Origin of the sequence: Bacillus sp. RO1, from assembly GCF_012524115.1 — a bacterium.
Lineage (GTDB): Bacteria > Bacillota > Bacilli > Bacillales > Bacillaceae_I > Sutcliffiella_A.
In genome coordinates, this window is the sequence record NZ_JAAZWB010000043.1 from 1 (window position 1) to 11,444 (window position 11,444).

Below are 11,444 nucleotides of genomic sequence, written 5' to 3' on the forward strand. Positions count from 1 at the left end.
TTTTACTTCGGTAAGTAAGATCCCTGAAAGATGATCAGGTAGATAGGTTCGAGGTGGAAGCATGGCGACATGTGGAGCTGACGAATACTAATCGATCGAGGACTTAACCCAACAACAATGAACTAATTAGAACGATAGAACATCTTGATACGAACACATTATCTAGTTTTGAAGGAACAAAAAGTTTGAAAAAACTTCTTGATTTTTCTTACAAGTTATATTATAATAGCATATGTCTGGTAATGATGGCGAAGAGGTCACACCCGTTCCCATACCGAACACGGAAGTTAAGCTCTTCAGCGCCGATGGTAGTTGGGGGATCTCCCCCTGTGAGAGTAGGACGTTGCCAGGCAAGTGCTTTTGTAAAATAACATATATTATTGTCGCGGGGTGGAGCAGTCTGGTAGCTCGTCGGGCTCATAACCCGAAGGTCGCAGGTTCAAATCCTGTCCCCGCAACCAAATAAGGTCCCGTGGTGTAGCGGTTAACATGCCTGCCTGTCACGCAGGAGATCGCCGGTTCGATCCCGGTCGGGACCGCCATTCTTTTAAAAAGCGAAACTAGGTTTCGTTATTTTTTTTGTCTTTTTTTTAGATAACAAAAAAGAATGAAGCCCCTTATCGAGGCCCCATCCTATCTACATACAACCTACCATTAATAATTTGCTTTATGTGCTTCAAGGATCTCTGCAGAAGTAGCTGCAGACCAATCTTCAATGGATGCCCCTTCATTTGCGTTTACGAAGGATTGAAGCATTTTATAGCTTTCGCTGTAACCGTATTGGCTCGGTAACCCGTTTCTTCCGCCTTTAAAGATTTCTTGTGCCTTTTTATCATCTTCTTTTTCCAATTCGCCTTCAATTCTTGTCCAAAGGTCTTTGTTGTATTCTTCATCTACTGGTGCTACATCAATGTTAGGATAAACAAGTTTTTGGAACATAGTGCCTTTACCTTCGATGACAAGCTTATCTAAAACAGTGAATGTTTCACCGTTATAATGATTGTCGACCCAGTAGCTGTGGTGATATTTGTTAGCCACACCTGCTTTTAAAATATTGTTTGTTGTATTTCGATCAAATAATACAACCAATTTACCAACACCTGCAGTGACGAATGTTGCCGGTGCGTTGTTGTCTGTTGGGAATACACATACCGTAGTTTTGCTTCCTTCGATAGGTAATTCATTCGAAGACTTAGTTAATGCTTCTTTAATAGAGGCATTTATTTTTTGTGTATTCATTCTTTTAAGGTTATCTTGAGCAGCAATTCTATTTTTTGGTGGAGCTAGAACGTATTCTGCGTTTTGCTCGAATTCTCCGCCTTTATAGCATTTATCTGCAACCTGATCAAGGATGCTTGAAGTGTACGATGCAGTTGCTTCTTCCCCTTTTAGGCCTTCCTCATAGAATGCCTCATACAACTGGTACACGTGAATTATCTCAAATTCTTGTCCATTATTTTCGAAGGTGTATTCTAAGCCGATTGCCTCCTCGGCATCTGCTTCGGTTCCTCCGTTGTTACAGCCTGTTAATGCTACTGCCATGATGAGAAAAAAGAAAAAACTAGTAAAGCGCATTGTATTCCCTCCTAAGTTAGTATTTGCCCCCTATATAGTATATATCGGCAACCAAGTTTAAATATTCTATAAATTATGACAAATTCCTTCTTTTTTATCAGTTATTTATCAAGGAAATTTTACCCATAAAAAAACCACCTAAAGAGGTGGCTGTTAAATATTATATAGCAAACGATAAGTATAAGGGTCAATTACACTAGTACTATTAATCTACAAGTTTAACAAGCATGTGGGCGAGTTTATGACGCTCGTCCTTATCGCCGACCTTCCATAATTCCTGCAGAAGCTTTTCTTCACTGTTTCTAGGGTCTTCGTGCTTTGCCAAGTAGTCTGCTACTTTTTCTGCGGCCATAGCAAGCTGTTCTTCTCCAAGGCCCACTTTCTTGCCTTTGGATACTTTGTCACTTAAATAACTTTTGAAGGTATCAAAGTCGGCCAGGATCTGTTCTTTTTTGCCAGGGTCCATATTCTCTACTTTACGTTCTACTCTGTCTTGAGTAGCTTCACGGTCTGTGTATGCCATTTCTTGTTTCCTCCTCTAAATTTAAGCGTTCTCTTGTCCATATCCTTTTTATGGGAGGATTAAACCTATTCATGCTGTTCTTGGCAGAATTATTTTCTTTATGAAGATGCATTCGCTATAATAGTGGGTAGCAGTCGGAAGTAGAGGAGTGAAGATCTTGTCCATTTCAGATGAATTTGCTTTTATTAAGGATATTCAGCCGGAGCGATTGTTCCATGCACAAAAGGTGGTTGGGATCGGAGACGATGCGGCAATCATCGGTGTGGAAGAAGGCTTTGAGAAAGTCGTATGTGTGGATACGATGGTGGAGGGTGTTCATTTTACACGTGATACGATGAAGCCTTTCGATATTGGATATAAGGCGTTGGCAGCCAACATTAGTGATGTGGCGGCGATGGGTGGATATCCGTTGTATTATCTTGTTTCCATCACGATTCCTAAGGGATGGAGCCAGGAGGAACTGAGAGCGATTTATGATGGCATGAGGTCGCTTGGGGACCAATATGAAATGGACCTGATTGGCGGGGATACGACTTCCGGCAAAACGATGGTGTTGAGTGTATTTGTAATCGGTAAAGTGGAAAAAGGCAAGAGGCTGCTTCGATCCCACGCTAAGGAAGGAGATGTGGTTTTTGTCTCTGGAACGCTGGGGGATTCCGCAGCTGGTTTGGATATTCTTTTACATAATGAGGGTGCTTCTTCCGAACATCCATCTTTAATTGAGTACCATCAGCAACCTAAGCCCCAAGTGACATTGGGAAGGATGTTAAGCAAGTTTGAACGTGTTTCATTAAACGATGTGAGTGATGGCCTGGCAAGTGAGCTTTTGGAGATTGCAGAGGCGAGCCAGGTAGATATTTTAATAAATAAGGAAACAATACCTATTAGTGAGGATTTACAGAATTATCGTACGGAAAAAGCCTTCCAATGGGCGATGACCGGTGGAGAAGACTTTGAATTGGTCGGTTCCATTCCTGAGACGGATTGGGCTAAGCTGCAGGAGGAGTGCCTGACAGCGGGAATTAAGATTACGAAAATAGGCACCGTCTCTAGTGGCGAAGGACGAGCATTTTTAAAGTCCCATGAAGGCGTCCACGAATTAAAAAAAGAAGGCTATAATCATTTTAATAGAGGTTAGGAGTAGGATGATATGTTGCAAGTGGAGATTATGACACATTCAGCTGAGGAGACGATGGCAAAGTCCGAGGCGCTTGGTAAGTTGATGGAAGGCGGAGAGGTTCTGTTGTTAGAAGGGGACCTTGGTGCAGGGAAGACAACTTTTACAAAGGGCTTGGCAAAAGGACTGGAAATCAAAAGGAACGTGAACAGTCCGACTTTTACTATCATTAAGGAGTATCAAGGCCGCCTTCCGCTTTATCATATGGATGTGTACCGCTTGGCTGACAGTGAAGAGGACTTGGGGTTTGATGATTATTTTGAAGGTGAAGGTGTCACCGTTGTGGAGTGGGCCCATCTGATTGAAGATTTTTTACCAAGTGAACGGTTGGAAATCTATATCTATCACCATGGTGACGATGAACGCAAGATTGTTCTCACACCAAAAGGGGAAAGATATGAAGCTATATGTAAGGAGTTAATGGAATGACCAAAGTGCTAGCGATTGATACGTCCACCTATGTGTTGGGCGTGGCTATAGTTGATGAAGATAAAGTGATCGGGGAACTGGTGACAAATGTGAAAAAAAATCATTCGTTGCGAGCAATGCCGGCAGTGGAAAAGTTGATGCAAGATTGCGATGTTGCTCCAAGTGACCTTACGCGAATTGTGGTTGGGAAAGGCCCTGGGTCTTATACGGGAGTAAGAATTGGTGTGACGCTTGCGAAAACGTTGGCGTGGTCGTTGAACATTCCCCTTGTTGGCGTTTCGAGCTTGGAGCTTGTGGCGGCGAACGGTCGTTATTTTGATGGAAGCATTTGTGCTTTGCAGGATGCGAGACGCGGTCAGGTGTACACCGGGCTGTATCGTTACAAGGACGGCGAGTTGATGACGGAAGTGGAGGATGTCAACATCCTGATGACAGACTGGCTGCAAGGGTTAAAAGATAGGCAGGAACCTGTACTATTCATCGGAAATGATGTGCACATCCATAAGGAAACCATCATAGAGTACCTTGGGGAACTAGCTCATTTTGCACAGGTCAGCGAACATAATCCAAGACCAAGCGAGCTTGCTTTTCTTGGCTTGAAGAGGGACGCAGAGGATGCTCATTCCTTCGTGCCGAACTATACAAGACTTGCGGAAGCAGAGGCGAAATGGCTGGAAAGTAAAGAAAAATAGGTGAGCGGAATGAATTCTCTAATCGGAATAACAAAAATGACAGTTTACGATATTGAAGGGGTGCATCGTGTAGAGCTAAAGTCGTTTGCCACACCTTGGACAAAGGATGCCTTCTATTATGAGTTGACCAACAATCCATATGCCCATTACCTTGTGATGAAAGAAGATGACCAGGTGATCGGATATTGCGGGATCTGGATTGTAATGGGGGAAGCGCAGATTACCAATATTGCAGTTGATCCTGCTTGTCGGGGTCGTAAGCTTGGGGATCTTTTGCTAGGAAAAGCAATGGAATATTGTAAAATGGTCGGAGCTACCACTGTTTCCCTTGAAGTAAGGGTATCGAATGTAGTGGCACAGGGGCTTTACCGGAAACACGGGTTCCAAAACGGTGGAATCCGGAAAAAATACTATGTGGATAACAATGAAGATGCACTAGTGATGTGGGTGAATATATGAAACTAACTGAAGCAAAAGACGAACTAATATTAGGAATTGAAACGAGCTGTGATGAGACGGCTGTTGCCATCATTAAAAATGGCAAGGAGATTGTGGCTAATATTGTGTCATCCCAGATTGAGAGTCACCAGCGTTTTGGCGGAGTGGTACCAGAAATCGCTTCTCGTCATCATGTGGAGCAAATGACGGTGGTCTTAGAGGAAGCTCTGGAACGGGGCGGCGTGACCATGGAAGACATTGATGCCATTGCGGTGACAGAAGGACCGGGACTTGTTGGTGCGCTGCTGATAGGGGTGAACGCGGCTAAGGCGTTGGCATTCGCTCATCAAAAACCACTTGTCGGCGTTCATCATATTGCAGGTCATATTTACGCAAATCAGCTGGTGGCAGATCTTGACTTCCCGTTGCTTGCGCTTGTCGTGTCAGGCGGGCACACAGAGCTTGTCTACATGAAAGAGCACGGTTCTTTTGAAGTAATCGGGGAAACACGTGACGATGCCGTAGGAGAGGCCTACGACAAGGTGGCGCGTACCCTTCAATTGCCTTATCCGGGTGGCCCGCATATTGACCGTATGGCTGGGGAAGGGACACCTTCTATTAAGCTGCCAAGAGCATGGCTTGAGGAAGACTCTTATGATTTCAGCTTTTCAGGTTTGAAGTCAGCAGTTATCAACACCCTTCACAACGCCAAGCAAAAAGGGGAGGAAATTGTTCCTGAAGACCTTGCGGCAAGCTTCCAGGAGAGCGTGATTGAAGTGCTCGTTGGAAAAACGATTCGTGCTATGAAGGAATACGGCGTGAACCAAGTGTTACTTGCAGGCGGTGTAGCGGCTAACAAAGGGTTGCGCGCGGCATTAGAGGAAGCTGTGGATAAAGAGGGGAAAAACCTGGTGATCCCACCGCTATCCTTGTGTACAGATAATGCGGCGATGATTGCGACAGTAGGTAGTGTGATGTACCGATTAGGAAAGCGATCTGGAATGGATTTGAATGCGAATCCAGGATTGGATATTGAGAAGCCTTTTAACTGACGTTGTTCGGTTGGAAGGCTTTTTCTTTTGCTTTTGGAGGCGCTTGCTTTGTTGGGGGGAGCGGCTTTAGGGGTGTTTTGAAGTGTTATCCACACACCTGTGGATTAAATGTGGATAGTTACCCAAATATCCACTAAAATAAACCTCGAAAATGTGAATAAAAAATGTGGATAACTTTGTGTATTTTTGTGGATAGTGTGGATATTTATCTTGATAACTTATAAGTCAAGGGTGGATATGTGTATAAGCTTGTGGGTAAGTAGTGCCAGTCGACAAGCTTCAGCAGGATCCCTTTTTTGTTCGACAAAATATGCGCTTGGGGGGGAGGAGGCTGTGTTGGTAACTTTGGAGTTAGGTTGGGTGTGGGAAGGTCTATTGGATTTAAGGGGAGCTTGGAGGGAGGCTTTGGTCGAATAGACCTCTTCTATAAGACTGTTTTGCTAAGCAGTACATTGCTTCGGGGATATAGAAGCCACTAAAGCTACCTACTTTTAATTGAGGTGGAGGTTTAACGTTTATCAACGCACGAAACGGATGCAGCTAACCTAAAAAGGTAACAGAGAGGCAGTCTCAGAGCCTGAAGTGGTATCACTGATCCAAGAACGGTAACAGAGAGGCAGTCTCAGAGCCTGAAGTGGTATCACTGATCCAAGAACGGTAACAGAGAAGCTGTCTCAGAGCCCGAAGTGGTATCACTGATCCAGGAACGGTAACAGAGAGGCCGTCTCAGAGCCCAAAGTGGTATCACTGATCCAGGAACGGTAACAGAGAGGCTGTCTCAGAGCCCGAAGTTGCATCACTGATCTAAGAACGGTAACAGAGAGGCCGTCTCAGAGCCCGAAGTGGTATCACTGATCCAAGAACGGTAACAGAGAAGCTGTCTCAGAGCTCGAATTTACTCCGTTGCGCAGATAATGGTAGCAGAAGAGCGCTCTCTAGCCCTGAAACTATTAATAGCCAGCATATTTGGTAACAGAGAGGTCTTGGGTAATGCTCAGAAAAGCAGCCACTTTGCCTAGTGTGACAAGATAGGTATATAAAAACCGCACAGTCCCATTGAACTGTGCGGTTTTTGCTAGTTTCGCTGTCTTTTCTTTTGAAAGAATAAATAGTATACTCCAAGCCCCAGTCCGGCAAGGTTGATAGCCAGCATGACAAAATAGTAAGCTTCTATCGGGCCGGTAAAGATATAGGATAAGTATCTAAACGTATTCATAACAATGACAAGCAATAAAATGACCGAAAAGGTTTTATTCATCCAATCCCCCTAACCAACTTAAACAAGCTCTTCCCATTCCTCCATCAATGCAAGAAGTCTCTCTTGATAAGCTTCATTCGCAGTATTCAGCTCCAGCACTTTCTCATGATCCTGATAGACCTCAGGCAAGCAAAGCTCACTTTCGTTATGCTCTATTTTCTGCTCGAGCTCTTCCATTTCTTTTTCGATCTCTTCGACGCGGCGTTTGCGCTGACGTTCGAGGCGCTTTGCTTCTTTTTCCTGTTCGTAACTCATCTTCTCAGGTGCTTCAGTAGCTGCAGCTGAAGAAACCTTTGAACCTTTGGAAGTCGCAGTCTCCGCTTCTAATCGTTCAAGCTCCAACGCTTCTTCTTTTTTCTCGACATAATAGTCATAGTCACCAAGGTACTCTGTTGCTCCGACGGTACTAAGCTCATACACCTTTGTCGCCAACCGGTTGATAAAATAACGATCATGGGAAACGAACAGGATCGTGCCTGGATAATCAATCAAGGCATTTTCGAGAATTTCCTTGCTGTCCAAGTCCAAGTGGTTAGTAGGCTCATCCAGTATCAGGACGTTGGAGCGCTCCATCATCAGCTTGGAAAGGGCAAGCCGCGCCTTTTCGCCACCACTTAGTGTGGAAACCGGCTTTAACACGTCATCTCCGGAAAATAGGAAGTTTCCTAAAACGGTGCGGATCTCTTTCTCCATTTTTTGAGGATATTCATCCCAAAGCTCCGCTAGAACGGTTTTGTTGGAAGTAAGATCGGCCTGTTGCTGATCGTAATAGCTGATCGAGACATTCGCTCCAAAAGAAAACGTGCCCTCGAGCGGCTTTAATTTTCCGACAAGGGTCTTCAGCAAGGTAGACTTTCCGATCCCATTTGGTCCGACAAGTGCAACACTGTCACCGCGGCTCATCGAAAAGTCCACTTGACGGAAGACCGGATTCGTATCGTAGGAAACGGCTAGCTCTCTTGCTTTAAGGACATCATTTCCGCTTTGGCGGTCAATATCAAACATGATGGAGGCAGATTTCTCATCGCCCTTTGGACGGTCCATCACTTCCATCTTCTCAAGCTGCCTGCGACGGCTTTGCGCACGCTTGGTTGTTGAGGCGCGGGCGAGGTTCTTTGCCACAAAATCTTGCAGCTTGGCAATCTCGTCTTGCTGCTTTTCAAACATTTTCATCTCGCGCTCATACTGCTCCGCCTTCTGTTCCAGATACTTGCTGTAGTTTCCGATGAACTTAGCGGACTGTTTCCGCGAAATCTCATAAACAATGTTAACGACCTTGTCCAAGAAGTAGCGGTCATGGGAAACAATCAGCAGGGCACCAGGGTAGCCTTGGAGATAGTTTTCCAGCCAAGAAAGCGTGTCTATGTCCAAGTGGTTGGTAGGCTCATCCAGAATGAGGAGGTCCGGCTTGGTCAAAAGCAGTTTCGCTAAAGCCAAACGGGTACGCTGTCCGCCACTTAACGTTTCAATCGGTGTTTCATAATCGTATTCGGAAAATCGTAGGCCGTGCAGGACGGAGCGGATATCTGCTTCATATTGAAAGCCGCCTTTTTGTTTGAAGGCTTCTTGCACTTCGTCATATTCTTTGAGAATGCGAGCGTACGCTACTTCATCTTCAAAATAAGCGGGGTCTCCCATTTTCTCTTCAAGTGTCCGCATTTGCGTTTCGAGTTCGCGCAGGCCGGTGAATACGGTCAGCATCTCGTCCCAGATCGAGCGCTCAGTCTGCAAGCCGGTATCCTGCGCTAGATAGCCAATCGACACGCCTTTAGGTTTAATCAGGTCCCCTGAATCAAAGGATAGCTGATTGGATATGATTTTTAATAGAGTAGATTTCCCTGCCCCGTTGCGTCCCACAAGGGCAATTCTATCTTTGGATTGTACTTCTAGTTTTATATTCGATAAAATAAGGTCAGCGCCAAAGTATTTGGTCAACTGATTCACTTGTAAAATAATCATCATCTTCACCTCGAGTAATTCTAGGTTAAGTGTATCTTTCTTTGGGATTTACATCAAGATTTTGGTTATCTGGTTTTGATGGAGGGGCCGGTTTTGGGCGAATCGCCCGTAAATCGAGATTATCGCCCGTATTTTTAAATTATCGCCCGATTAGTGGCAATTATCGCCCGTAAATCTGAAAAATCGCCCGATTCCATTCGAAAATCGCCCGTAAATCCAAATTATCGCCCGATTCAGGCGCAGGGCCCAAAGGCAGGAAAAATATTATAGACATAGAAATGTAATCGTTTTCGTTCCGTGTTAAAATAGAAAGGCAAACAGGTTCGACAAATGGGGGAGTAAAATGAATAACGAACAAATGAAAATTCCACAGGCAACGGCTAAGCGCCTGCCGTTATATTATCGTTTCATCCAGAATTTGCATTCGTCCGGTAAACAGCGCGTGTCATCAGCGGAGCTTAGTGAAGCGGTAAAGGTGGACAGCGCCACGATCCGCCGGGACTTTAGCTACTTTGGCGCGTTGGGGAAAAAGGGATATGGATATAATGTTCAATATTTGTTAACTTTTTTCAGGAAAACGCTCGACCAAGACGAATTGACATATGTTACTCTAATAGGTGTAGGTAATTTAGGAACCGCCTTCCTACATTATAATTTTATGAAAAACAATAATACGAAAATCGTGATGGCCTTTGATGTGGACGAGTCTAAGATCGGCTCGGAAATCGGAGGAGTCCCTGTTTATCATTTAGACGATATTGAAGAGCACTTGCCAGAGAATGTAACGGTAGCCATCTTGACGGTTCCGGCTCCGGTAGCACAGCCAATAGCGGATAGACTTGTAGAAAAGGGGGTAAAGGGCATACTGAACTTTACACCGGCACGTATCAATGTTCCAGAAGAGATACGCATCCATCATATTGATTTGGCGGTGGAACTGCAGTCATTGGTATATTTTCTCAAGCACTATCCAAGCGAGTAAAAAAGTTGTAGAATAAGAATATTTCGAGGAGGTGTCAAATATGGGTTCATTAGGAATGGGAAGCCTCTTACTTATTGTATTTGTAGCACTACTTATCTTCGGTCCAAGCAAGCTGCCTCAACTAGGAAAAGCAGCAGGTAACACATTGCGCGAATTCAAAAACGCAACTAAAGGATTGGCCGATGACGACGATTCTAAAGAGAAAAAAGAAGAAACGAAGTAATGTAAGGATGAACATATATGCTAGATAGAGAAATGTCGGTGTATGACCATATAGGCGAGCTCCGAAAAAGAATCATCATCACAGCATCCTTCTTTTTCGTTTCGGCAATCGGCGGCTTCTTCTTGGCCGAACCGATCATTGTCTATTTACAGCAAACAGATGAAGCGAAAGAGCTGACGATGAACGCCTTTCGTATGACAGACCCCATCAAGATCTTTATGCAATTCGCCTTTTTGATTGCATTTATCATAACGTTCCCCGTCACGCTCTATCAACTTTGGGCCTTCATCAGCCCAGGATTGTTAGAAAAAGAACGGAGAGTAACGTTAAGCTATATACCAATTTCCATTTTCCTGTTTTTAAGCGGACTCTCTTTCTCTTACTTCATTTTATTCCCGTTTGTCGTGGATTTCATGGGTAGACTGGCAGACCGATTGGAAATAAACCAGGTAATCGGAATCAACGAATACTTTCAATTCTTGTTTCAACTGACCTTACCGTTTGGATTACTGTTTCAAATGCCGGTAATTGTGATGTTCTTAACAAGACTGGGCCTTATTACGCCATCATTCTTGGTGGAAATCCGTAAGTTCGCTTACTTTGGCCTGCTTGTGGTCGGTGGATTGATTACACCGCCAGAACTGATCTCGCATTTGATGGTAACCGTCCCGCTGTTTTTGCTATATGAAATCAGCATTGTGATTTCTCGCGTATCTTATAGAAAAGCGCAGAAAGCGGCAGCGTTGTTGGAGCAGGAAGAGAAGATGAATAATTAGGTGTAAGCAGGCTCGTCCCTTTTTTGTGAAGGGGGCGGGCTTGTTTTTGGTTTTGGCGAGGGCTATTTAGGTGGGCTGTTGGGACAGGACGTATGGCGGCGATGGACTTGGATGGACTGGATCAGTGGGTCAAAGGGACACATGACGGGCCCAATCGTACCAATTGTCCGAAGATTTTCGAAAGTTGACCGAAGTTTCCGCGAAAGTGACCAAAGATTTGGCAAAGTTGACCGAAGTTGGAGTTCTGTCAATAAAATAGACATTAATCTGTACTGGATTGGCGTATTTTTTCTTCCGCGCTACGTGTTCCACTTCGCTTGCACGCCTCTACTTAAAGGATCAATTAAAAATCAAATTGAT

Annotated in this window: 12 protein-coding genes, 2 tRNA genes and 2 rRNA genes; 12 read left to right on the top strand and 4 right to left on the bottom strand. The window is 44.5% G+C overall.

Features of this window, described 5'->3' with window-relative positions:
• The 4 genes from HC179_RS20885 to HC179_RS03965 form a co-directional block, all read left to right on the top strand.
• Positions 1-111: ribosomal RNA gene (locus HC179_RS20885) — 23S ribosomal RNA — on the top strand; the annotation flags it as partial.
• Positions 112-235: 124 nt separating this feature from the next.
• Positions 236-352: ribosomal RNA gene (rrf, locus tag HC179_RS03955) — 5S ribosomal RNA — on the top strand.
• 32 nt (positions 353-384) lie between these two features.
• Positions 385-461 (top strand) — tRNA-Met (locus HC179_RS03960).
• 5 nt (positions 462-466) lie between these two features.
• Positions 467-542: transfer RNA gene (locus HC179_RS03965), tRNA-Asp, on the top strand.
• Positions 543-654: 112 nt separating this feature from the next.
• Here HC179_RS03965 and HC179_RS03970 read toward each other — a convergent pair.
• The gene (locus tag HC179_RS03970; protein ID WP_168863159.1) at positions 655-1,575 is read right to left on the bottom strand and encodes a DUF2268 domain-containing putative Zn-dependent protease; all 921 of its coding nucleotides are present in this window, start codon (positions 1,573-1,575) and stop codon (positions 655-657) included.
• A 205-nt stretch (positions 1,576-1,780) separates the two neighbouring features.
• Positions 1,781-2,041: a DUF3243 domain-containing protein gene (locus tag HC179_RS03975; protein WP_392396781.1), complete on the bottom strand. Its 261-nt coding sequence runs from the start codon at positions 2,039-2,041 to the stop codon at positions 1,781-1,783.
• Positions 2,042-2,255: 214 nt separating this feature from the next.
• On the opposite strand from HC179_RS03975, the gene thiL reads away from it, so the two are divergent.
• From thiL to tsaD, 5 genes are read left to right on the top strand one after another with little or no spacing between them, the layout of a single operon-like run.
• On the top strand, positions 2,256-3,236 hold the full coding sequence (gene thiL / locus HC179_RS03980) for a thiamine-phosphate kinase (protein ID WP_168863160.1): 981 nt from the start codon (positions 2,256-2,258) through the stop codon (positions 3,234-3,236).
• Positions 3,237-3,248: 12 nt separating this feature from the next.
• On the top strand, positions 3,249-3,704 hold the full coding sequence (gene tsaE, locus HC179_RS03985) for a tRNA (adenosine(37)-N6)-threonylcarbamoyltransferase complex ATPase subunit type 1 TsaE (RefSeq protein WP_168863161.1): 456 nt from the start codon (positions 3,249-3,251) through the stop codon (positions 3,702-3,704).
• Complete coding sequence (gene tsaB / locus HC179_RS03990; protein WP_168863162.1) at positions 3,701-4,396, top strand: tRNA (adenosine(37)-N6)-threonylcarbamoyltransferase complex dimerization subunit type 1 TsaB; 696 nt, start codon at positions 3,701-3,703, stop codon at positions 4,394-4,396. Before tsaE ends, tsaB begins: the two co-directional genes overlap by 4 nt.
• Positions 4,397-4,405: 9 nt before the next feature.
• Positions 4,406-4,855 carry a ribosomal protein S18-alanine N-acetyltransferase gene (gene rimI / locus HC179_RS03995; protein WP_168863163.1) on the top strand — a complete coding sequence of 150 codons (450 nt, stop codon included), beginning with the start codon at positions 4,406-4,408 and terminating at the stop codon, positions 4,853-4,855.
• Positions 4,852-5,886, top strand: a complete 1,035-nt coding sequence (gene tsaD, locus HC179_RS04000; protein ID WP_168863164.1) for a tRNA (adenosine(37)-N6)-threonylcarbamoyltransferase complex transferase subunit TsaD — start codon at positions 4,852-4,854, stop codon at positions 5,884-5,886. Before rimI ends, tsaD begins: the two co-directional genes overlap by 4 nt.
• A 1,075-nt stretch (positions 5,887-6,961) precedes the next feature.
• Here tsaD and HC179_RS04005 read toward each other — a convergent pair.
• Together HC179_RS04005 and HC179_RS04010 are read right to left on the bottom strand one after the other, a co-directional pair.
• Positions 6,962-7,144, bottom strand: a complete 183-nt coding sequence (locus HC179_RS04005; RefSeq protein ID WP_168863165.1) for a hypothetical protein — start codon at positions 7,142-7,144, stop codon at positions 6,962-6,964.
• Positions 7,145-7,162: 18 nt separating this feature from the next.
• Positions 7,163-9,103 carry an ABC-F family ATP-binding cassette domain-containing protein gene (locus HC179_RS04010; protein ID WP_168863168.1) on the bottom strand — a complete coding sequence of 647 codons (1,941 nt, stop codon included), beginning with the start codon at positions 9,101-9,103 and terminating at the stop codon, positions 7,163-7,165.
• A 343-nt stretch (positions 9,104-9,446) separates the two neighbouring features.
• Between HC179_RS04010 and HC179_RS04015 the strand changes: the two genes are divergently transcribed.
• The 3 genes from HC179_RS04015 to tatC are packed head-to-tail and all read left to right on the top strand — an operon-like array spanning position 9,447 to position 11,084.
• Positions 9,447-10,085, top strand: a complete 639-nt coding sequence (locus HC179_RS04015; protein WP_168863166.1) for a redox-sensing transcriptional repressor Rex — start codon at positions 9,447-9,449, stop codon at positions 10,083-10,085.
• Positions 10,086-10,125: 40 nt separating this feature from the next.
• Entirely contained in the window at positions 10,126-10,308 is a 183-nt protein-coding gene (locus tag HC179_RS04020; RefSeq protein ID WP_010191755.1) for a twin-arginine translocase TatA/TatE family subunit, read from the top strand.
• 17 nt (positions 10,309-10,325) lie between these two features.
• Positions 10,326-11,084, top strand: coding sequence for a twin-arginine translocase subunit TatC (gene tatC, locus HC179_RS04025; RefSeq protein WP_168863167.1), 759 nt, complete (start codon positions 10,326-10,328; stop codon positions 11,082-11,084).
• Positions 11,085-11,444 lie beyond the last annotated feature (360 nt).

Excerpts from the sequence above, each read along its gene's own strand:
- HC179_RS04005 (WP_168863165.1), bottom strand. The coding sequence starts at position 7,144 with ATGAATAAAACCTTTTCGGTCATTTTATTGCTTGTCATTGTTATGAAT.
- HC179_RS04015 (WP_168863166.1), top strand. The coding sequence starts at position 9,447 with ATGAATAACGAACAAATGAAAATTCCACAGGCAACGGCTAAGCGCCTG.
- tsaB (WP_168863162.1), top strand. The coding sequence starts at position 3,701 with ATGACCAAAGTGCTAGCGATTGATACGTCCACCTATGTGTTGGGCGTG.
- HC179_RS03970 (WP_168863159.1), bottom strand. The coding sequence starts at position 1,575 with ATGCGCTTTACTAGTTTTTTCTTTTTTCTCATCATGGCAGTAGCATTA.
- HC179_RS04020 (WP_010191755.1), top strand. The coding sequence starts at position 10,126 with ATGGGTTCATTAGGAATGGGAAGCCTCTTACTTATTGTATTTGTAGCA.
- tsaE (WP_168863161.1), top strand. The coding sequence starts at position 3,249 with ATGTTGCAAGTGGAGATTATGACACATTCAGCTGAGGAGACGATGGCA.
- rimI (WP_168863163.1), top strand. The coding sequence starts at position 4,406 with ATGAATTCTCTAATCGGAATAACAAAAATGACAGTTTACGATATTGAA.
- HC179_RS03975 (WP_392396781.1), bottom strand. The coding sequence starts at position 2,041 with ATGGACCCTGGCAAAAAAGAACAGATCCTGGCCGACTTTGATACCTTC.
- tatC (WP_168863167.1), top strand. The coding sequence starts at position 10,326 with ATGCTAGATAGAGAAATGTCGGTGTATGACCATATAGGCGAGCTCCGA.
- HC179_RS04010 (WP_168863168.1), bottom strand. The coding sequence starts at position 9,103 with ATGATTATTTTACAAGTGAATCAGTTGACCAAATACTTTGGCGCTGAC.
- tsaD (WP_168863164.1), top strand. The coding sequence starts at position 4,852 with ATGAAACTAACTGAAGCAAAAGACGAACTAATATTAGGAATTGAAACG.